17 protein-coding genes and 1 tRNA gene are annotated in these 20,368 nt (G+C 64.5%); 13 read left to right on the forward strand and 5 right to left on the reverse strand.

From position 1 onward, the window contains the following. Positions 1-17 precede the first annotated feature (17 nt). Positions 18-356 carry a hypothetical protein gene (locus EBB56_RS02325; RefSeq protein WP_045994732.1) on the forward strand — a complete coding sequence of 113 codons (339 nt, stop codon included), beginning with the start codon at positions 18-20 and terminating at the stop codon, positions 354-356. A 324-nt stretch (positions 357-680) separates the two neighbouring features. Here the strand turns inward: EBB56_RS02325 and EBB56_RS02330 are convergent, their stop codons facing one another. Together EBB56_RS02330 and EBB56_RS02335 are read right to left on the reverse strand one after the other, a co-directional pair. Beyond that, a complete protein-coding gene (locus tag EBB56_RS02330; RefSeq protein ID WP_052704519.1) occupies positions 681-1,490 on the reverse strand; it encodes an enoyl-CoA hydratase/isomerase family protein in 810 nt (269 codons plus the stop codon). Between the two features lie 245 nt (positions 1,491-1,735). Then, entirely contained in the window at positions 1,736-2,665 is a 930-nt protein-coding gene (locus EBB56_RS02335) for a LysR family transcriptional regulator (RefSeq protein WP_124802632.1), read from the reverse strand. 199 nt (positions 2,666-2,864) lie between these two features. On the opposite strand from EBB56_RS02335, the gene EBB56_RS02340 reads away from it, so the two are divergent. From EBB56_RS02340 to EBB56_RS02350, 3 genes are all read left to right on the forward strand, one after another. Beyond that, positions 2,865-3,719: a DUF4437 domain-containing protein gene (locus EBB56_RS02340; protein ID WP_045994730.1), complete on the forward strand. Its 855-nt coding sequence runs from the start codon at positions 2,865-2,867 to the stop codon at positions 3,717-3,719. 320 nt (positions 3,720-4,039) lie between these two features. Then, positions 4,040-4,951, forward strand: coding sequence for a LysR family transcriptional regulator (locus EBB56_RS02345; protein ID WP_124802634.1), 912 nt, complete (start codon positions 4,040-4,042; stop codon positions 4,949-4,951). 152 nt (positions 4,952-5,103) lie between these two features. Next, on the forward strand, positions 5,104-6,114 hold the full coding sequence (locus EBB56_RS02350; protein WP_249742762.1) for a zinc-dependent alcohol dehydrogenase family protein: 1,011 nt from the start codon (positions 5,104-5,106) through the stop codon (positions 6,112-6,114). Here EBB56_RS02350 and EBB56_RS02355 read toward each other — a convergent pair whose 3' ends face one another. Then, a complete protein-coding gene (locus tag EBB56_RS02355; RefSeq protein WP_045994728.1) occupies positions 6,115-6,492 on the reverse strand; it encodes a YkvA family protein in 378 nt (125 codons plus the stop codon). Between the two features lie 461 nt (positions 6,493-6,953). Between EBB56_RS02355 and EBB56_RS02365 the strand changes: the two genes are divergently transcribed. Then, complete coding sequence (locus EBB56_RS02365; RefSeq protein ID WP_124802638.1) at positions 6,954-7,871, forward strand: TIGR03571 family LLM class oxidoreductase; 918 nt, start codon at positions 6,954-6,956, stop codon at positions 7,869-7,871. A 53-nt stretch (positions 7,872-7,924) separates the two neighbouring features. On the opposite strand, the gene EBB56_RS02370 is transcribed toward EBB56_RS02365, so the two are convergent. Further along, positions 7,925-8,893, reverse strand: coding sequence for a LysR family transcriptional regulator (locus tag EBB56_RS02370; protein WP_124802640.1), 969 nt, complete (start codon positions 8,891-8,893; stop codon positions 7,925-7,927). A 130-nt stretch (positions 8,894-9,023) separates the two neighbouring features. Between EBB56_RS02370 and EBB56_RS02375 the strand changes: the two genes are divergently transcribed. After that, positions 9,024-10,439: an efflux RND transporter periplasmic adaptor subunit gene (locus EBB56_RS02375; RefSeq protein ID WP_124802642.1), complete on the forward strand. Its 1,416-nt coding sequence runs from the start codon at positions 9,024-9,026 to the stop codon at positions 10,437-10,439. Beyond that, positions 10,436-13,648, forward strand: a complete 3,213-nt coding sequence (locus EBB56_RS02380) for an efflux RND transporter permease subunit (RefSeq protein ID WP_260425266.1) — start codon at positions 10,436-10,438, stop codon at positions 13,646-13,648. The genes EBB56_RS02375 and EBB56_RS02380 overlap by 4 nt, the downstream gene beginning before the upstream one ends. Positions 13,649-13,751: 103 nt before the next feature. Here the strand turns inward: EBB56_RS02380 and EBB56_RS02385 are convergent, their stop codons facing one another. Next, positions 13,752-14,348 (reverse strand): TetR/AcrR family transcriptional regulator, encoded by a 597-nt coding sequence (locus tag EBB56_RS02385; protein WP_124802644.1) that lies wholly within the window; start codon positions 14,346-14,348, stop codon positions 13,752-13,754. Between the two features lie 236 nt (positions 14,349-14,584). On the opposite strand from EBB56_RS02385, the gene EBB56_RS02390 reads away from it, so the two are divergent. The 6 genes from EBB56_RS02390 (at position 14,585) to EBB56_RS02415 (ending at position 20,269) form a co-directional block, all read left to right on the forward strand. After that, complete coding sequence (locus tag EBB56_RS02390; protein ID WP_108131421.1) at positions 14,585-15,139, forward strand: carboxymuconolactone decarboxylase family protein; 555 nt, start codon at positions 14,585-14,587, stop codon at positions 15,137-15,139. A gap of 117 nt (positions 15,140-15,256) precedes the next feature. Further along, entirely contained in the window at positions 15,257-15,943 is a 687-nt protein-coding gene (locus tag EBB56_RS02395) for a haloacid dehalogenase type II (protein ID WP_124802646.1), read from the forward strand. 139 nt (positions 15,944-16,082) lie between these two features. Beyond that, positions 16,083-16,159 (forward strand) — tRNA-Arg (locus tag EBB56_RS02400). A gap of 457 nt (positions 16,160-16,616) precedes the next feature. Next, the gene (locus EBB56_RS02405; protein ID WP_108131420.1) at positions 16,617-18,170 is read left to right on the forward strand and encodes an arylsulfatase; all 1,554 of its coding nucleotides are present in this window, start codon (positions 16,617-16,619) and stop codon (positions 18,168-18,170) included. A gap of 99 nt (positions 18,171-18,269) precedes the next feature. Next, positions 18,270-19,274: an HAD family phosphatase gene (locus tag EBB56_RS02410; protein WP_108131419.1), complete on the forward strand. Its 1,005-nt coding sequence runs from the start codon at positions 18,270-18,272 to the stop codon at positions 19,272-19,274. Continuing rightward, positions 19,271-20,269, forward strand: coding sequence for a MoxR family ATPase (locus tag EBB56_RS02415; protein WP_108131418.1), 999 nt, complete (start codon positions 19,271-19,273; stop codon positions 20,267-20,269). The genes EBB56_RS02410 and EBB56_RS02415 overlap by 4 nt, the downstream gene beginning before the upstream one ends. Positions 20,270-20,368 lie beyond the last annotated feature (99 nt).

Here is a 20,368-nt window from a genome sequence, read left to right on the forward strand (position 1 = left end):
CGCCGCGGGAGCCGATCATGAAATGCCGGTCCAGACCCCTTCTCTGTGCCGGTCTTGCCCTGACCCTGCCACTGGCCCTGACACCGGTCGCATTGGCCCAGGCCGAGCGCGCGACGGAACTTGCCAACCTGCCCTTTGAACAGAACCGTCCCACCGAGCAGACCGCCCAGCAGCTGATGGAGGAGCTGACCTTCCAGCGAGCGACACAGACCTATTTATGGGCGCTGCCACTGTTGAACACCATGGGAATGCGCGACGGCGCGGCGGAGGCCTTCGCCATCCTGCGCCTCTATGCCCCCGCCGAACCGGCGCTGGATGGTAGCTGGAAGCCAGGTGATATCGAGAAGGCGCAGTAACTACCGCTCCCACCCGAGAATGTGTGAGGGCACCTGGCCAGGTGGCAACGCCCTCACTCGCTATCGCCTTGATGGAGAAAAGCAGAAGGCCCGCCATAGGCGGGCCTTCGTCTTGATCAGCCATGCTGCAAGCCAAGTGGTTCGAGGGCCGTGCTTGGCTACTGAACTTGGCACTGCAGGGCTTGAGCTCCTGGCCTAGCTTTCGCAGTTCTCGCCGACCCAGTGACCTTCCTGCTCGATGGTGACCTGCTGGCCGTTGTCCATCTCGATCATGCTGTTGAAGTGCTCGTCACTGTGCGTCAGGTCGCGCGTCCTTCCTCTCGACTAGGCCAGGGCGAAGCCTGTGTAATCCGTCTGCGCATCTTCCTTTGGGCTATCGTGCAAGGGTGTCGACGCAGGGTCGATGTCTCTGCGCTCGTCTGTCTCGCTGGTCTGGCCCGTCAGCCGTCTCACCAGATCATCGACATAGGCGGCGACATCTTCCGGATCCAGGGCACGGTGAATGGTGCCAAGATATTCCGCCTGATCGGCTCCGTAGTCTCGGCTACCCAGCAAGGAACTCAGTCCACCGACCGGACCCACACGATTCTCGTGCCCGTAAGACTCGCCACGGGCCAGCAGCCCCGTCAAGCCGACCTCCATCGGTACGAATCTCGCAAGGCCTCTTGCGGCAATGCGTACGTCACACGCCATGACGAGCTCGTGGCCTCCATACCGGGCCATGCCTTCCACCTTGGCGATGGTGGTCTGCGGGAGGTCTTCGATTCGCGCAAGAAGACGCTTGAACTCACGTTTTCTGCTGTCGTCATCGCCGACCTGGGGGGATGAGGCACCCTTCAATGTCTTGTATCCCGCCAGGCGCGAGAACACTTCAGGGAACCGAGACTGAAAGACGATGGCATCGATTCTGGCATCGCGCTCGAGATAATCCAGCAGCTTGCTCATCTCGTCGAGAAAGATGGCACCACTCGGGTCCAGCGGGGCATCCAGGAAGGTCACCCAGGCGGCACCTCGGCGTACCGATACGTTAAAGGTGGTGAAATTTCTGTACTGCATGACAATCCCCTCGGACAGATTCGTGAATCCGTCGCCGGCCTGGCACTGCGGATGGTCGAGCCATTCTGCGCCTTGCACGCCGGCCTCCCGTGGCTACCATTCAGCTCGATGACACTCGGACCAACTTAGCCCAGTCGAGATGGCTTCAGAATGGCCGCTTTCCGGTTTCAGAATTCGCAAAATCCGTATAATGGGGACCAATTTTTGCCCTTTCAGGCACTTCCCTCACATTCTCTCCCCCGACAAGACGCCCGGCAGTGCCAGCTCTCTGTACCTAGAGTTCCCTCTGCTAGCTCTCTACCAGCTCTCTTTACCGGTTCTCTCTACCGGTTCTCTCTGCCAGCCCTGTAGGCCGTGACGGCCTGCTCTCTCACAGATAGCTCCTGGCAGAGCGCTTCGGCGAACGCCTTCACCCGCCGGGGTTGGTCGCGAGCGGGAGGAAACATCAGCTGCAAGGGCTTGGGGGGCGCTGCCACGTCCTCGAGCAGTGGCACCAGCCGTCCCTGTTCAAGGTCTTCCTGGACGTCTAGCTCGGACTTGAGGCAGATGCCATGACCTTCCACCGCCCACTGGCGCACCAGTGAGCCGTCGTTGGCGATCCGATTGCCCTTTACCGTCACCTGCTGCGGTGCGTCCTCAGGCCCAAAGCTCCAGACGTTGTCCAGCGCCGCACCAAAACGCATCACCAGGCAGTTGTGCTGTGCGAGTTCCGTGGGGATGCCAGGAACGCCATGGCGCTCCAGGTAGGTAGGGGCGGCACAGACGATCCGGCGAAACGATCCCGGCTGGCGAATGCGCAGGCTGCTGTCCAGCACTTGCCCGAACCGAAGCGCCAGATCAAAGCCCTGACCGACGATATCGGTGAAACCGTCCGACAGCGACAGTTCGAGCGATACATCCGGGTTTTCGCGGGCAAAGTTCGCCATCACCTGGGACACCACCCCGCGGCCCAAGTCGATGGGCACGCTGATGCGAATCGGCCCGGACAGGGTCTGGGCGCCATGACGAATGCGGGATTCCAGCTCCTCAAGCTCTGCCAGCACCTGCTTGGCGCCCTCGACCAGGGTACGGCCTTCTTCGGTGAGGCTGATGGAGCGGGTCGTGCGATTGATCAGCACCACGCCGAAGTACTGCTCCAGCGACGCCAGGCGCTCGGACACGGTGGTACTGGAAAGCCCCGTCTCTCTGGCCGCCGCCACCAGGCTGCCCTTTTCCACGATGGTCAGAAAGAGGCGCATGTTGTGGACGAGCATTATTCGGATTCTCCGGATTTATTTTTCGAATATAGGCGGTTTATCCCCCCAACCCCAGCCGATACCGTTCATCGCCTCACTGCTGGGCCGGTAACCATGCTCCTCCCTGCGGTGCCTTGAACGAGGCTTCGGTTGCCGACCCTTGCATTCCGAAGCTCCGGCCCCGCCGTCCAACCAGCGTCTTCTCAGGAGTGATCCCATGCGCTTGTCTGCTTTCCCCTTGCTTGCCACCGGCGTTGCGATGGCAACGCTCTCGATCGCCGGCCCGGCCACCGCCGCCACCGAGGTGGTGCTGCGCTCGGAGGTGACGCCACAGCCACTTAACCCTGCCAGAGGCGACGCCAGTCCCCAGGCCAGCGTGCTGTGGGGCGACATCACCAAAGATGTGCCCAGTGGCGCCATCATCGAGTTCAAGGAAGGCTTTGCCTCGCCCCCACATATTCACAACATCACCTACCGTGCGGTCGTCATCGAGGGTGCCGTGCACAATGATGACCCGGATGCCGCCACCATGTGGATGGGTCCGGGGTCGTTCTGGACACAGCCGGCTGGCGAGGACCACATTACCTCCGCCATCGCCGAAGAAGGCGCCACCATCTTTCTGGAAATTCTGAAAGGCCCCTACCTGGTCCAGCCCTCGGACCAGGCCTTCGACAATGGCGAGAAACCCGTCAACCTGGAAGCCGGCAATATGGTCTGGCTAGATGCCGATGCCATCAACTGGCTCGAGGTACCCGGCCAGTCGCAGGAAAAGGGCGCCGAAGTGGCCTTTCTCTGGGGAAGCACCGCGCCCGGAGAAGCCAACGGCTCCCTGCTGAAGATCCCGGCAGGAGCCTCGGGGACCATCAGCGGGGACGGTGATACCTTGCGCGCGGTTGTCATCCAGGGCGACGCCGAACTGAGCGGGGCCGATATTCAGGGCTCGTCACCGCTTCCCTCTGGCAGCTATTTCAGCGCGAATGACGACTCGGCTCCGCTCTTGACCTGCACCTCGGACGCCGAATGCCTGTTCTACTTGCGCACGGATGGCAGCTTCGACTTCGCCTCGCGCTGACCTGCTGACGCCTCGCGTTCGCCGTGCCCCCGGCCTCCCGGCCTCCTGGAAAAATTCGTGCAGGCTCGATACCGCGCCTCTGCCCCGGGGGCCGCTCGGTGCTGCCGCCCGGTCCGGCCAGGGGGCGCTGCGCATGGTGAAGGCATCGCCGAGGCATGGGTAAGGCATCGCCGAGGTGTGGTTAAGGCATCGCCGGAGCACCACCGCGCCGCGGTCCTTTCAAGCCCTTGCCTCGGCCCTGCAGCGAACCGCGCTATCTGCGGCGTGGCGCTTGCCTTAAGCTGGTGCCGGGGCCATCAACGTCATCGGGAGCCTAGTGAATGGACACAGATGGACTACGCCTGTTTGTACTGGCGGCCGAGACGCTGAATATCAGCGCAGCGGGACGCCAGCTCGGCATCGCGCCGGCGGTCGCCAGCGCTCGACTATCCAAGCTGGAACATCAGGTCGGTGCCGACCTGCTGCATCGCTCAACTCGCAAGGTATCACTGTCCCAGGAGGGCGCGGCCTTTCTCCCCTTCGCCAAGGAGATGCTGGCCCAGGAGGACGCCGGGCTCGCCGCCCTCGGCAAGGACAGCGAAGAGGCGACCGGGCGCCTGCGATTCGCCGCCTCCAGCACCTTCGCCCAGCTCTATGTCGCACCGATTCTGCCGGAATTTCTCGAACGCTATCCCAGCGTCAGCCTGGAGTTGCGACTGTCGGATACCCAGACCAACCTGATCGAGGGTGGGTTTGACCTGGCCTTGCGCAACTATCCGATCGAGGACAGCAACCTCAAGGCGCGCAAGCTGGCCGACGACAAGCGCGTACTGTGTGCCTCCCCCGACTACCTGAACCGCCACGGAGTGCCCAGGACGCCGCAGGACCTGCAAAGCCATCGGCTGGTGGCCTTTCAGGGTGGCACGCCGCGGGCGTTATCAAAGAACGGGATGCGCACCCCTCACACCTTTCCCCCGGCCGGGGCCAAGCCCCGCGTGACTTGCGACGATGGCGCCAGCATGAGGGTGGCCGCGGTGGCGGGCACCGGCATCACCATGCATGCGCTCTGGAGCATCCACAAGGACCTGGAACAGGGAACGCTGGTCAGGGTTCTGCCCGACCACGAGGTCGACGATCATTCCGCCATCTGGCTGGTTTACCCGAAAGCCAACGTGCTGACCGCCAAGGTGCGGGTGTTCATCGACTTCCTGCTGGAGAAGATCGGCACACCACCGACCTGGGACAGGCACTGACAGCACTACGCTCTACTAAGCCCTACTACGCCGTAGCCGGCGCGCACTGTCAGCGATTTCCATAAACTGATTCCCGGGTCATGGCGTTTTTTTCCAAGGCGGCATCGGCAATCCTGTAGGCATTGATCCACACCCCCTACAGGAGACCGACAATGTCCACCTCATCGATGTCCGCCATGGTCCTCAACCGCTACGGCGAGGACGCGCCGTTCGAATCCGCCACCCTGTCTCGCCCCCAGGTCAGCGCCGGTCAGGTGGTGGTGCGTATCGCCGCCACCAGCGTCAACACCATCGACACCATGATCCGTCAGCTGGGCCAGGAGGAGCTGCCGATCGCACCGGATCTGCCCGCCGTGCTCGGCATGGACTTTGCCGGCACCATCGAGGAAGTCGGCGAAGGCGTGACCGGCTTCGCCCCGGGCGATGAGGTCTACGGCTGCGCCGGCGGGCTCACCGACCTGCAGGGCAGTCTGGCCGAGTACATGCTCGCCGACGCCCGACTGATCGCGCACAAACCGCGTTCCCTGTCGATGCGTGACGCCGCGGCCCTGCCGCTGGTCGCCATCACCGCCTACGAGGGCCTGACCCGCGCAGGCGCAGGAACCGGCGATAAAGTACTGGTGCATGGCGGTGCCGGTGGCGTCGGCCATGTGGCGGTGCAGCTTGCCCGCCATCTGGGGTGTGAGGTCTACGCCACCGGTTCGGGAGAGCATCAGCGCGAACTGATCGAAGGCTTCGGTGCCACCGCCATCGACTTCAAGACCCAGAGCGTCGATGACTACGTCAACCAGCACACCGATGGTGCCGGCTTCGACGTCATCTTCGACAGCGTGGGCGGCCCCAACCTGATCAACTCCTTCAACGCGGTCAAGCTCAACGGCCAGGTGGCGACGACCATGTCGCTGGCCGAACTGGACATGACACCGGCGCACTTCAAGGGCGCCTCGCTGCACGTGATCTTCATGCTGATTCCGATGATCCACAACGTCGGCCGGGAAGTGCACGGCAACATCCTGTCGACGCTTGCCGAGATCATCGATTCGGGGGCACTGACGCCGCTGGTGGACGACAACCGCTTCGCCCTGGCCGACGTCGGCAAGGCCTACGCCCACCTCACCTCGGGCAAGGCCGTCGGCAAGGTGGTCGTGGACGTCGAGAGCTGATCAGGAAAACCAGCGCTTCAAGGTAGCGCTGGCCCTGTCCTTGTGCTCGTCCTTGACGTAGGCCGCCACGGTCATCAGCGCCACCGCCAGCATGCCCATGTCGTCGGTGTAGCCGACCAGCGGGGTTAGATCCGGCAGGGCGTCCAGCGGTGAGATGAAGTAGCCGAGCGCACCGTAGATGGTGGTCTTGGCCCACACGGGGGTGTCCTTGTCCCGGGCGGCGTAATAGAGCGTCAGCGCCCGGGACAGGGTGACCTCGCCGGCGGCCTTGGCGTAGCGCCCGACCTTGGCCCAGAAGCGCTCGTCGGAATAGTGGCCCTGGTGCTCTTCGATCGGCTCTCCGGCCAGGATGACCTGCTGGGTTGTCTCGTCTTTCATTGTTTCCTCCCGTTGCGCCGTGGCATCGCCCGCTGCCCTTCCCTGAGCCGGCCCCAGTCGGCGATACCTTTATCGCCGATATCTTTATCGCCGATACCATTGTCCTAGTGAAGCAGGACTCACCGTGTCGGTTCAATGGTGTCGCCCTGCCCCGTGCCTGCGCCAGCATCATCGGATGTTTCGTGTCGATTGTTGCCGCAAACGAAAAAGTGATTCCGCCGCGAGCCTCTTTTTCCCCGCCTCTGACGGCGCCACACTCCATTACAACGATTAGGGCTTGTCTGAAAAGTGCCTGCGCTCGGTAATACGGCGTTAAAAATCGGATCAAAATGCTCATTTACACCCCGTAAACTGCGCTTTCTCACCGATTTTTGCCTTGTCTAACCTTCGCTCGTCGACTTTTCGGACAGCGCCTAGCGTTCTATCGAACTGATACGCCTCCCCTCGAGGCAGGAGCCAAGATGAGCTTGCAACGACTGACCAGTGGCCCCTTGACCCTGGGCCTGGAGCTGGCGCTGGACAATGACTGGAGCCCCGCCGGTGAAGCCGCCCGCCTGCGCGATGGTCGCGCCTTCGGCGTCCCCGATCTGAGCGAACACCTTAACCGTGTCCAGCTGGCCGATCGCCTCGGCTTTCGTGCGCTGTGGCTGCGCGATGTACCGCTCTACGACCCGCACTTTGGCGACGCCGGTCAGGTGTTCGAGATGTTCACCTACCTGGGCTATCTGGCGGCGTCCACGCAGCGTGCACTGTTGGGCACCGCCGCTGCGGTGCTGCCGCTGCGTATGCCCTGGCTGGTCAGAAAGGCCGCCGCCAGCGTGCAACAGCTCAGCGGTGACCGGCTGCTGCTGGGTGTCGCCAGCGGTGACCGTCCGGTGGAATATCCGCTGTTCGGAATACCCTTCGAGCAGCGCGGTGAGGCCTTCCGCGACGCCGTCGCGGTGCTGAGGGGCGATCAGGATGCGCGGCTGGACGCCGGCCAGGCGCTGCTGCCGATGGCGACGCCACCGCCCCTGCTGGTGGCCGGCCTGGCCCAGCAGCGCCCGGACTGGGTCGGTCAGCACATGGATGCCTGGCTGGCCTACCCCGGCACGCCGGAGGACCACCGCCGCCGGGTCGGCCTGTGGCGCGAGGTGGCCGGCGACAAGCCCTACATCAGCTTCCTGCACCTGGACCTGGCCGAGCGCGCGGACGAGCCGCCTCGCCGCCACCGCTTCGGGCTGAGGGTCGGCAGCCAGGGATTGATCGCCGAGCTCGAGGCCATGCAGGCCGCCGGCGTCAATCACATCGGCCTGAACCTGCGCCGCAACCAGGCGCCGGTGGAAGAGACCCTGCATCGCCTGGCCGAGGAAGTGTTGCCGGCCTTCGATGCTGGCTAGGCTCACCGTGCAGCGACGTGTGACTAACAGCCGGCTCGTCACCCTTGCCACACTCAGGACGCCAGCCCCATCCCACCAGCGCCCTTGCCGTACATTTCGGCAAAGCCGGGGATGCGTGCCTCCCACTGGGGTGGCGAGCCGACCATCTCGCGCAGAATCTCGATAAAGCGCCGGGTACGCAGCGGCATCTCGCGGTGGGGATAGAGCAGCGTGATGACGCCGAACTCCGGCAGTGCCAGGTCGGTCATCAGCGGCACGATGCGTCCGTCGCTGACCTCGTTGTACATGGCGAAGGCCGGCAGTACCCCGATGCCCATGCCTTCCATCACCCCGCGCTTGATCACCTCGGCCTCGCTGGTGCGCACCTGGCTATTGAGCGGCAGCTTCTGCTCCCGCCCCTGGTCATCGAGGTAAGGCAGATAGTCGAGCTGGAACTGCTGTGAGCTGAAGGTCAACGCCGGCAGCCGAGCCAGGGTGGCGAGGTCTCGTGGCTCGCCATGGCGCTCGATAAAGGCGGGACTGGCGCCGATCAACAGATGATTGGGCGCCAGTGGCGAGGCCACCAGATTGGAGTCCTTCAGGTCGCCGACCCGCAGCACCAGGTCATAGCCTTCACCGATCACGTCGACCCGTCGTTCTTCCAACTGCAGGTCCACCTGCACATCGGGATAGTGCTGGCGAAAGCGTCGCATCGCCTCGAAGCCCAGGCAGCGGCCGAGGATGCCCGGGGCGCTCACCTTGAGCCGTCCGCTCGGCAGCTGCTGCAGGTTCTCCGCCAGCGCCTGGGTGTGGTACATCCAGTCACGCAGCTCACGCCCCTGCTGCACCATGGCCTGCCCCGCCTGGGTCAGTGACAGCGAGCGCGTGGAGCGATTGAGCAGGCGCACCCCCAGCTCCTGCTCGAGGCGCGCGATATGCTTGGACACCACCGAGCGATCCAATTCGCGGCGCTTGGCGGCCTCGGAAAAGCTGCCAAGCTCGGCCACATCCACCAGCAGCAGCAGACGACTCGGTTGGTCCATGAAGGTCTCCACAGAAGAAGGAAGCGCACAGATGCGTGCATATTTGGCATCAATAATGTGCGACCAACCGGTCTAATACAAGTCTCGATCGAGGATTACACTGGCGAACCTTTTGCTCAGGAGTCGCCAGATGTCCGACCAACGCCCCCCGTGCGACCCCCAGGTGGTGTCGCCTGCCCCCTCCCCTGCGCTTGCCGTATCGCCACCGCAGCCTGACGACCAGCCTGCTCGAGGGGGTGCCGATAGCGCTGGCCGCACTGGACATCGCAAGGCGAGTCGCACGGCACGTCGTACAGCACCGCGTAAGACACCTCGTGCAATACGTCGCCTGGCCCGTGGCCTGGGGCTCGCCGCCCTGGCGCTGTTGCTGGCAGCCTGCCAACCCGGCGAAGGTCAGGGAGGACAAGGTGACGCTGCCGATGGCGCGGGCTCTGCGCCCGCGCCTCGGGTCGAGGTGGTCCAGGCGGTGCGTCAGCCGGTCTCGAACTGGTATCGCTACACCACCCGCCTCGAGGCTCCCGAGCGTGTCACCCTGCGCCCCCGGGTCACCGGTCAGGTCGCCGAGATCCTGTTCGAGGAAGGCTCCCTGGTCGAACAGGGCCAACCGCTGGTTCGCCTGGACCTCGCGCCCTTCGAGGCGCGGGTGCGTGAGCTGGAGGCCGGGCTTGCCAGGGGCCGGGCCGAGCTGGCCCGCGTCAACGGTGAGGCCAACCGTGCCAATCAGCTGGTCGGGCGCAACCTGATGGCCCGCGAGGAAGCCGAAGCCCGGCGCGCCAGTGCCCAGGCCCAGAATGCCGAGGTCGCCTCGCTGCAGGCACAACTCGACAGTGCTCGTCTCGATCTGGCCCACGCCGAGGTCAGCGCGCCGATCAGCGGACGCGTCTCCCGCGCCGACCTGACGGTGGGCAACGTGGTCAGCGCCGGCCAGAGCGTGTGTACCACCATCGTCAGCACCGACCAGGTCGACGCCTACTTCGATATCGACGAGCGCAGCTGGAACCGCGACTTTGCCGAGATCACCGCCGATCAGGGCTGGCCGGTAGAACTGCAGCTCGCCGGCCAGGACGACTTCGCCTACCAGGGCGAGCTCGACTTTATCGACAACCGGGTCGATGAGGCCACCGGCACCCTGAGGGTGCGCGCTCGCTTCGACGCCGGGCATCCATCGCTGCGCCCCGGCGCCTTCGCCCGGGTGCGAATCGCTGCCGCCCGCCATCGCGATGGGGTGCTGGTGCCCGACCGCGCCATTGGCACCGACCTCGACGCCAACTTTGTACTGGTCGCCGACGAACAGGGCAAACTCGCCTACCGCAAGGTCACCACCGGCGCCCGCTTCGGGGCCTGGCGCGAGATCAGCGAAGGGCTCGAGGGCGGTGAGTCCGTGGTCGCCGCCGGTCCTTCGAAGTTCGGCCCCGGCATGGCGATCTCTCCTGCGCTGGTCGACGGCCCCGACCGCGCCCCGCTGGAGCAACTGCGAGAGCGTACCCGTCGCCTGGCCGAACGCCTCGACGCCAAGCACCTCGATCAGGAGCCTGCGCGCACATGAACCTGTCGAACTTCTTTATCCGACGCCCGGTGTTCGCTGCGGTGCTGTCGATCCTGATCGTGGTGGCCGGAAGCCTGGCGCTGTTCAAGCTGCCGGTCTCTGAATACCCCGAGGTGGTGCCGCCCACCGTGGTGGTCAAGGCCAACTACCCCGGCGCCAATCCGGAGGTCATCGCCAAGACCGTGGCCACCCCGCTGGAGCAGGAGATCACCGGGGTCGAAGGCATGCTGTACATGGACTCCCAGTCCACCGCCGACGGCAACCTGACGCTGACCGTGACCTTCGCCCTCGGCACCGACCTGGACCAGGCCCAGGTCAACGTCCAGAACCGGGTGGCCCGCGCCACGCCTCGCCTGCCCCAGGAGGTCCAGGCGCTGGGCGTAACCACCGAGAAGTCGTCGCCCAACCTGACCATGGTGGTCCACCTGACCTCGCCGGATGGGCGCTACGACCAGCTATGGCTGTCGAATTTCGCCCGGCTGAACCTGCAGGACGACATCGCGCGCCTCGAGGGTGTGGGTGACGTCGGCCTGTTCGGGGCCGGCGAGTACGCCATGCGGGTGTGGCTCGACCCGGACGCCATCGCCTCCCGGGGCCTCGGCGCCAGCGACGTGGTGGCGGCGCTGCGTGAGCAGAACCAGCAGGTCGCCGCCGGCAGCCTGGGCGCCCAGCCGGCCCCGCGCGAGAGCCAGTTCCAGCGTCTGCTCAACGTCAAGGGACGGTTGTCCTCGCCTGAAGAGTTTCGCCAGATCGTGATCCGGGTGGACGACGACGGCCGCATCACCCGCCTGGGCGACGTCGCCCGGGTGGAACTCGGCGCCGACCAGTACGCCCTGCGCGCCCAGCTCGACGGCAAGGACGCCGTGGCCTTGCCGGTGTTCCAGCGTCCGGGCTCCAACGCCATCGCCCTGTCCGACGGCGTGCGCGACTATATGGCCGAGGCCGCCGAGACCTTCCCCGACGGCGTCGACTACGACATCGTCTATGACCCCACCGTGTTCGTGCGTGGCTCCATCGAGGCGGTGGTGCATACGCTGCTGGAGGCGGTGCTGCTGGTGGTGGTCGTGGTAGTGCTGTTCCTGCAGACCTGGCGGGCCTCGCTGATTCCGCTGATCGCGGTGCCGGTCTCGCTGATCGGCACCTTCGCGGTGATGCAGCTGATCGGTGTGTCGATCAATACGCTGTCGCTGTTCGGCCTGGTGCTGGCCATCGGCATCGTGGTGGACGACGCCATCGTGGTGGTGGAGAACGTCGAGCGCAATATCGAACTCGGCCACTCGCCCTATGAGGCCACCCGCATCGCCATGAGCGAGGTCACCGGGCCGATCATCGCCATCGCCCTGGTACTGACCGCGGTATTCGTGCCGACCGCCTTCATCAGCGGCCTGACCGGCCAGTTCTACCAGCAGTTCGCGCTGACCATCACCATCTCGACGCTGATCTCGGCGTTCAACTCGCTGACCCTGTCACCGGCGCTGTCGGCGCTGTTGCTCAAGCCCCACGGGGCGAAGCCCGACTGGCTGACCCGGCTGATCGACGCCCTGTTCGGCCGCTGGCTGTTCAGCCCCTTCAACCGGGCCTTCGCTGCCATGTCGCGGGGCTACACCGGGCTGATTCGTCGCCTGCTGCGCTTCGGGCTGATCGTCGGCCTCGGCTATCTGGCGCTGCTGGGACTCACCGGCAAGCTGTTTCAGGAGGTCCCCGGCGGCTTCATTCCGTCCCAGGACAAGCAGTACCTGGTGGCCATGGCCCAGTTGCCCGACGCCGCGAGCCTCGAGCGCACCAGCGAGGTGCTCGCCGAGATGCAGGAGATCGCCCTGGCAACGCCGGGCGTGGCCAACACCGTGGCCTTCCCCGGTCTTTCGGTGAATGGCTTCGTCAATGCCTCCAACTCAGGCATCGTCTTTACCCCGCTTGCGCCCTTCGACGAGCGCCAGTCGCCGGAGCTTTCGGCCGGCGCCATCGCCGCCCGCCTCAATGCCCAGTTCGCCCAGATTGACGAGGCATACGTGGCGGTGTTCCCGCCTCCGCCGATCCTTGGCCTTGGCACCACCGGGGGCTTCAAGCTGCAGCTGCAGGACCGCGGCAACGTCGGCTTCGACGGGCTGTTCGAGGCGACCCAGGCGGTGGTCGGCGCCGCCAACCAGGACCCGCGGCTGGCCGGTGTCTACTCGAGCTACCGAATCCAGGTGCCGCAGTACGACGTGGAGGTGGACCGCGAGCAGGCGCTGGTGATGAATGTCTCGCTGGATGCGGTGTTCGACACCCTGCAGATCTACCTGGGGTCGCTCTACGTCAACGACATCAACCGCTTCGGGCGCACCTACCAGGTGCGCGCCCAGGCCGACGCCGAATACCGCCTGGACGCCGAGGCCATCCGCCAGCTCAAGGTGCGCAGCAACGACGGCCGGATGATCCCGCTGGGCAGCTTCGTCGAGATCAGCCCTACCACCGGGCCGGACCGGGTCATGCACTACAACACCTTCGTCAGCGCCGACATCAACGGCTCGCCGGCGCCGGGGATGTCCAGTGACCAGGCCAAGCAGGCGATCGAGGAGGTGCTGGCCACCACCCTGCCGGCCGGCGTGGCCTACGAGTGGACCGAGGTCACCTACCAGCAGGTACTGGCGGGCAACACCATGATCTATGTCTTCCCGCTGGTGGTGCTGCTGGTGTTCCTGGTGCTGGCGGCCCAGTACGAGAGCTGGTCGCTGCCGTTCTCGATCATCCTGATCGTGCCGATGACGCTGCTGTCGGCCATGGCCGGTGTGTGGCTGACCGGCGGCGACAACAACATCTTCACCCGCATCGGCTTGATCGTGCTGGTGGCGCTGGCCTGCAAGAACGCCATCCTGCTGGTGGAGTTCGCCCGCGAGCAGCAGAGCCAGGGACAGTCGCGACTGGACGCCGTGCTGACCGCCTGCCGCCTGCGCCTGCGGCCGATCCTGATGACCTCGGTGGCCTTCACCGCAGGCGTCATCCCGCTGATGCTGGCCTCCGGTGCGGGAAGCGAAATGCGTCAGGCGATGGGCGTGGCGGTGTTCTACGGGATGATCGGGGTGACCCTGTTCGGGCTCTTGCTGACCCCGCTATTCTATGTGGGCGTGCGTCGCCTGGTGGAACGTCGCCGGCCACGCTCAGGCGATAGCGATACCGATAGCGATAGCGATACCACGACAGTCGAGGCGACATCCCCCTCCGCCTCCTGACGCCCTGCCCGCTGCCGAGTCTGGCGTTACCTGCGTCGGACTCGGCAGGCGGCCCACCATTGGCGGACGTGCAGCGGACGTGCATCAGAACAGGCGGCCGCTATCAGGAAAGCCGCAGCGCTTCGATCGAGCGGGCCATATCGTCGGCCAGGGCGTGCACCGCCTGGCTATCGACCTCGCGCTGGGCGTAGGCGCGAAGGCCCATCACCTCGGCCTGTAGCCGCCGTCCCAGGCGCACCGGGTCGGCGCTCGGTTCAAGCTCGCCGGCGTCCTTGGCGGCGCGAAACTGATCGACGAAGCAGGCTTCCATGGCCTCGAGCAGGGCCTCGGCCTTGCCCAGCGCCGCCTGCTCTCGCTCGCCCAGCTCCAGCAGGCTCTTCACCAGCATGCAGGCCCGGCTGGGAAGCTCCTGGTCCCGCAGACAGCCCAGCTTGCGCAGGTAGGCGGCCAGCCCCGACAAGGGCGAGTCGTACTCGGCCAGGGTACGCTCGAGCTCGACCAGCCCGAGTCGGGCATAGCGTTCCAGCGCCTCCTGAAACAACGCATCCTTGCTGCCAAAGGCGGCATAGATGCTGCCCGGCCGCATATCGAGGGTGCGTTCCAGGTCCTTGAGCGAGGTAGCGTGGAACCCCTTCTGCCAGAACAGGTGCAGGGCACGTTCCAGCGAATCCTGACGGTTATGTAGTGTCGCGCGCGGCATGGATGGGTCCGGTGTCGTGGCCGGTACGGCCTTCAGAAAATTGAGCAACTGCTCAAATTTTAACTTGAGTGATCGCTCAGGTATAGCTAGAGTATGCCCGAACGGCTTTCAGCAGGGCCTGCTGGCGGCCAATTTTGAGCAATCGCTCAAAAAATTCGGAATCAATGGCGCGTGCAACGCCCCGGTCTGCAACGGTCTGCGGCCTTGCCACAGGCGCCATCACACAGGAGAACCCGATGACCGACTTTAGCCTCCACGACAAGCAAAGCGCCCCCGAAGAGAGCCAGGCACTGCTCGACAACTCGGTCAACGCCTTCGGCATGATCCCCAACCTGCACGCGGTCATGGCCGAGGCACCGGGCCTGCTGGAAGGCTACCAGCGCCTGCACCAGCTATTTCTGGATTCCTCCTTCGATGCCGAGGAAACCACCGTGGTGTGGCAGACCATCAACGTCGAGCACAACTGTCACTACTGCGTGCCGGCCCACACCGCCATCGCCAAGCAGATGGAAGTGGATGACGCCGTCTCCGACGCCCTGCGCAACGAAGACCCGCTGCCCAACGAGCGCCTCGAAGCGTTGCGTACCTTCACCCTGTCTGTCGTGCGCGAACGTGGCAACGTCGATGACGACGCCGTGCAGGCCTTCCTCGACGCCGGCTACACTAAGCGCCAGGTGCTCGAAGTGATCCTGGCCCTGTCCCAGAAGGTCATGAGCAACTACACCAATCACCTGGCCAACACCCCGGTGGACGAACCCTTCGCCAAGTTCGACTGGAAGAAGGCCGAGTAACGACCACCCTATCGACAGGACGCTACTGTGGCGTCCTGTCGTGGTGCCTGGTCGTGGTACCTGGCCGAGGCCACCGAAGGCCCCGTCGATCGCGACGGACTCTATCAAGGAGACGCCATGACTGCCCCAGAACGCCCCGACGTGCTGGTCTTCGACGTCAACGAGACGTTGCTCGACCTGACCCACCTTGAGCCGCTGTTCGATCGGCTGTTCGGCGACCCGGCGATGCTGCGCGAATGGTTCGCCCAGCTGATCCTCTACTCCCAGTCGATGACCCTGTCGGGACTTTATACGCCCTTCGGTCAGCTCGGCGCAGGCGCCCTGCGCATGACCGCCGAGATTCACGGGATCACCCTCGAGCAGAACGATCTCGACGAACTGGGTGAGCGCATCGGCTCCATGCCGGCGCACCCCGACGTGGCCCCGGCACTCGAGCGGCTTCGTCAGGCTGGCTTTCGCCTGGTCACCCTGACCAACTCGGCACCGGGCGCTGGCCCCACGCCGCTGGAAAAGGCAGGACTGGCCGAGTATTTCGAACGCTCATTCAGCGTCGACCAGGTCAAAAAGTTCAAGCCCGCGCCGGACACCTACGCCCAGGTCGCCGAGGCCATGCAGACACCGCCATCTAGACTGTGCCTGATTGCCTGCCACCTGTGGGATACCATCGGCGCCCAGGCCGCCGGCTGGCAGGGTGCACTGGTGCTCCGGCCCTACAACGCCATGCTGCCGGCGGATGGCGTCCCGGTACCGGACTACAGTGTCGACGATATCGGCAAGTTGGCGGATCGGTTGATTGGTTCCTGATCAAGCAGCTCCGCCACTTGATTCGGCGGCCAGTCCCGCAGGCCGGGCCTGGTACTGCCTCCCGAAGACACCTTGCGAAATCACATTCTTTGCTCTACCATGCGCAGCCTCTCGACGCCGCATCCCCTGCGGCATCTGCGCGCCCGTAGCTCAGCTGGATAGAGTACCTGACTACGAATCAGGTGGTCGGAGGTTCGAATCCTCCCGGGCGCGCCATCGATTGTCTTTCTTGTATCTTGTCTGTCTTTTCTTTCTGGCCTTTCTGTCTGGCTTTTCTGTCTAGCTTTTCTATCTGACCTTTCGTTCGACGCCCTTCCAATTTCTGTACCGACGTCGACCGCGTCATCAAAACACTTTTTTACAAAAATACGACAATCCAGCAACTCCTTGTATTTGTCGCGAAACGTCCGCCAACATCGGTCTTTCTCGCCGCGATGAAACGCTTTCTCTCCTTACCCTGATTATCCTCCCCCTCCTTACCTCTTCTGTTGCACTGAATCGTCAACAACTCCTCCTATACTCGAGCGATCGGGCTCCCTCGGAGCCTCTCATCGCGTCAAATCACTGGTCATCGTGGTACGTGACCGGGTCAGGGAGACAGACGGTGTTCGCATTCAGTCCTTATCGCAACAGAGCGCAACGCTGGAGCGGTTATCTAGCGGCCAGCCTTATCATGACGATGTCCACGTCGGTGCTTGCCCAGGAGAATGACTCCCAGCAGCAGGACAACGGAAACTCGTCCAAACCCAACATCCTGGTGCTGTGGGGCGACGATATCGGGCAGTCCAATATTTCGGCCTTCACCCACGGTCTGGTGGGCTACCAGACCCCCAATATTGACCGCATCGCCGACGAAGGCATGATGTTCACCGACTACTATGGTGAACAGTCCTGCACCGCCGGCCGCTCGTCCTTCATCACCGGCCAGAGCGTGTTTCGCACAGGGCTATCCAAGGTCGGCCTGCCGGGCGCCGCTCAGGGCATCAGCGAGAAGGACCCGACCATCGCCGCCCTGCTCAAGGCCGAAGGCTACGCCACCGGCCAGTTCGGCAAGAACCACCTGGGCGATCGCGACGAACACCTGCCGACCAATCACGGTTTCGACGAATTCTTCGGTAACCTCTATCACCTCAACGCCGAGGAAGAACCCGAGCACCCGGACTACCCTGCCGATATGGAAATGCCGGACGGGCGTACCTTCCGCGAGGCCTTCGGCCCCCGTGGGGTAATCAAGTCCAGCGCCGACGGGCAGATCGAGGACACCGGACCGCTGACAAGCCAGCGAATGGAGACCATCGACGAGGAATCCTCCGCCGCGGCGCTGGACTTCATCGAGCGCAAGACCGCCGAGGGCACCCCCTGGTTTGTCTGGTGGAACGCCACCCGCATGCACTTCCGTACCCACGTCAAGGACGAGCTGCGCGGTATCTCCGGTCAGAACGAATACGCCGATGGTATGGTCGAGCACGACATGCACGTCGGCCAGTTCCTCGACAAGCTTGACGAGCTGGGCATCGCCGACAACACCATCGTGTTCTACTCCACCGACAACGGGCCGCACATGAATACCTGGCCCGACGCTGGTATGACGCCATTCCGCGGTGAAAAGAACACCAACTGGGAAGGCGGCTGGCGGGTACCCGCCATGGTCCGCTGGCCAGGTCAGATCGAGGAAGGCTCCATCTCCAACGAGGTCATGCACCACATGGACTGGATGCCGACCTTCATGGCCGCCGTCGGCAACGATTCCATCAAGCAGGACCTGCTGGAGGGTGGCGTTCAGGCCATCGGTCGCGAGTACAACGTACATCTGGACGGCTACAACTTCCTGCCCCTGCTCACCGGGGAAAGTGAGGAAGGCCCCCGTCATGAGGTGTTCTACTTCTCCGATGACGGTGACCTGACCGCGCTGCGCTACGATGACTGGAAGCTGGTGTTCATGGAGCAGCGCATCGAGGGTACCTTCGAAGTGTGGGCGAACCCCTTCACCCCGCTGCGTGTCCCCTTGATGTTCAACCTTCGCCGCGATCCCTACGAGCGTGCTCAGCTGACCTCCAACACCTACTATGACTGGTTGCTGGATCACTCCTTCCTGGCCCTGCCCGCCCAGTCCTATGTGGCAAACTTCCTGGAGACCTTCAAGGAGTTTCCGCCACGCATGAAGGCAGCAAGTTTCAGTCTGGATCAGGTAATGGAAGCCCTGGAACAACCCGCCAGCGTTCACTGACGCCGGCTTGAACGCCACGAGCCGCTCCCCCGGGGGCGGCTCGTCGGTGAAAAAAGACGGGTCGAAGAGCCCCTTCCATTCTCTCAAGGAACCGAGTGCATGAATCCCCCTAATCCGAGCATCCTCCAACGACAGTCACTGGCAACGCTGCTGCCCGCGGTACTGTTGTCTCTGCTTCCTGCGATGGCACTGGCCGACCCGCTGCCTTCCTGGAATGCCGGTCACAGCAAGAGCACCATCGTCGACTTTGTCGAGACCACCAGCGATCCGGACAGCGAAGACTTCGTGCCACAGGAGCGACGCATCGCGGTGTTCGACAACGATGGCACCCTGTGGAGTGAACAGCCCGCCTACACCCAGTTGCTCTACGCCCTGGACCGCGCCAGCGAGGCCGACCCCGAGGCGCTCGACACGCCGCTCAAGAAGGCCGCCGCCGAAGGTGACATCGACACCCTGCTGGAGGCAGGCGAGGAAGGCATCCAGGCGCTGCTGTCGCTGTCCCACCAGGACCTGTCGCTGAGTGACTTCCAGCAGGACGTGAGCGACTGGCTGGCCAACGCCACCCACCCCGCGACCGGCCGCTTCTACACCGACATGGTCTACCAGCCGATGCTCGAACTGCTCGGCTATCTGCGCGACCACGGCTTCTCGACCTACATCGTCTCCGGTGGCGGGCTCGAGTTCATGCGCGTCTTCGCCAGCGACGTCTATGGCGTGCCGCCCCAGAACATCATCGGCAGTACCGGCGAGATGGAACTGGTCGATCTCGAGGACGATCCGCAGCTCTACAAGCGCGGCGGCGACATCTGGCTCGATGACGGCCCCGGCAAGGTGATATCGATCAACCGCCATCTGGGCCAGCGCCCTATTCTCGCCGTGGGCAACTCAGACGGCGACGTGCCGATGCTGATCTGGACCACCGAGGGCGAAGGCCCGCGCCTTGGCGTGCTGGTTCACCACACCGATGGCGAGCGCGAGGTCGCCTACGACAGCGACAGCCATATCGGACGCCTGGCCGATGGCCTGGAACAGGCTGAAGCGCGCGACTGGCAGTTGATCGACATGGCCCGCGACTGGCAACGCCTTTACCCGGAGAAACCATGAGCCTCAACGACGACATCAAGGGACTCGAGGCCGCCATCGGCGAGTCGATCATCGGCCAGCGCGACGTCATTCGGCGGCTGGTGATCGGCCTGCTGGCCGGCGGCAACCTGCTGATCGAAGGCCTGCCGGGACTGGCCAAGACCCGCGCGGTCAAGGCCATGGCGCGCCACCTGGAGGCCGACTTCAGTCGTATCCAGTTCACGCCCGACCTGCTGCCTTCCGACGTGACCGGCAGCGAGGTCTACCATCAGGGCGAGGAAGGCGCCGTATTCCGCTTTCACCCGGGCCCGCTGTTCGCCAATCTGGTGCTGGCCGACGAGATCAACCGCGCCCCGGCCAAGGTGCAGTCGGCCCTGCTCGAGGCCATGGAGGAGCGCCAGGTCACGGTGGGCGGCACGACCCACAAGATGCCGGCGCTGTTCATGGTGCTGGCTACCCAGAACCCGATCGAGCAGGAAGGCACCTACCCGCTGCCCGAGGCGCAGATGGACCGCTTCATGATGCATGTGCGGGTCGACTACCCCAGCCGCGAGGAAGAGGTCCAGGTGATTCGCCTGGTGCGTCAGGAAGAACAGGCCAACAATCGCGAGGCAAGCCCGGCCGCCGGCGACGCTCCTGCTCAGGTCCCCGTGGCCCTGGCCCAGGAGGCGATCTTCGCCGCCCGCCGCGAGATCGCCGCCCTGCACGTGGCCGAGCCGATGGAGCAGTACATGGCCACGCTGGTGGACGCCACCCGTCACCCGGCGGACTTCAGCGACGACCTGGCCCGCTACATCGAACTCGGCGCCAGCCCGCGCGCCTCGCTGGCGCTCGACCGTTGCGCCCGCGCCCACGCCTGGCTCGAAGGCCGCGACTACGTGGATCCGGTGGACGTCCAGCAGGTGGCACCGGAGGTGCTGCGCCACCGCATCGGGCTGAGCTTCGAGGCCCAGGGCCAGGGCTTCAGCGCCGACGACGCGGTCGCCACCCTGCTTGGCTGCGTGGCGCTCCCCTGAGGCCTGGTCTCGTGCAAACCCGGTCCGTACACGCCTTCTAGCCGCCAGACTTCGCCACGGCTTGAGCCTCGCCCCGGCAAGGGACGGATCCCTGGACAA

The sequence above is a fragment of the Halomonas sp. YLB-10 genome, assembly GCF_003856855.1.
Taxonomy (GTDB): Bacteria; Pseudomonadota; Gammaproteobacteria; order Pseudomonadales; family Halomonadaceae; genus Halomonas; species Halomonas litopenaei.

Bases quoted from the DNA above. Each gene is read 5' to 3' on its own strand.
- EBB56_RS02325 (WP_045994732.1), top strand. From the start codon at position 18: ATGAAATGCCGGTCCAGACCCCTTCTCTGTGCCGGTCTTGCCCTGACC.
- EBB56_RS02335 (WP_124802632.1), bottom strand. From the start codon at position 2,665: ATGCTCGTCCACAACATGCGCCTCTTTCTGACCATCGTGGAAAAGGGC.
- EBB56_RS02340 (WP_045994730.1), top strand. From the start codon at position 2,865: ATGCGCTTGTCTGCTTTCCCCTTGCTTGCCACCGGCGTTGCGATGGCA.
- EBB56_RS02345 (WP_124802634.1), top strand. From the start codon at position 4,040: ATGGACACAGATGGACTACGCCTGTTTGTACTGGCGGCCGAGACGCTG.
- EBB56_RS02350 (WP_249742762.1), top strand. From the start codon at position 5,104: ATGTCCACCTCATCGATGTCCGCCATGGTCCTCAACCGCTACGGCGAG.
- EBB56_RS02355 (WP_045994728.1), bottom strand. From the start codon at position 6,492: ATGAAAGACGAGACAACCCAGCAGGTCATCCTGGCCGGAGAGCCGATC.
- EBB56_RS02365 (WP_124802638.1), top strand. From the start codon at position 6,954: ATGAGCTTGCAACGACTGACCAGTGGCCCCTTGACCCTGGGCCTGGAG.
- EBB56_RS02370 (WP_124802640.1), bottom strand. From the start codon at position 8,893: ATGGACCAACCGAGTCGTCTGCTGCTGCTGGTGGATGTGGCCGAGCTT.
- EBB56_RS02375 (WP_124802642.1), top strand. From the start codon at position 9,024: ATGTCCGACCAACGCCCCCCGTGCGACCCCCAGGTGGTGTCGCCTGCC.
- EBB56_RS02380 (WP_260425266.1), top strand. From the start codon at position 10,436: ATGAACCTGTCGAACTTCTTTATCCGACGCCCGGTGTTCGCTGCGGTG.
- EBB56_RS02385 (WP_124802644.1), bottom strand. From the start codon at position 14,348: ATGCCGCGCGCGACACTACATAACCGTCAGGATTCGCTGGAACGTGCC.
- EBB56_RS02390 (WP_108131421.1), top strand. From the start codon at position 14,585: ATGACCGACTTTAGCCTCCACGACAAGCAAAGCGCCCCCGAAGAGAGC.
- EBB56_RS02395 (WP_124802646.1), top strand. From the start codon at position 15,257: ATGACTGCCCCAGAACGCCCCGACGTGCTGGTCTTCGACGTCAACGAG.
- EBB56_RS02405 (WP_108131420.1), top strand. From the start codon at position 16,617: ATGACGATGTCCACGTCGGTGCTTGCCCAGGAGAATGACTCCCAGCAG.
- EBB56_RS02410 (WP_108131419.1), top strand. From the start codon at position 18,270: ATGAATCCCCCTAATCCGAGCATCCTCCAACGACAGTCACTGGCAACG.
- EBB56_RS02415 (WP_108131418.1), top strand. From the start codon at position 19,271: ATGAGCCTCAACGACGACATCAAGGGACTCGAGGCCGCCATCGGCGAG.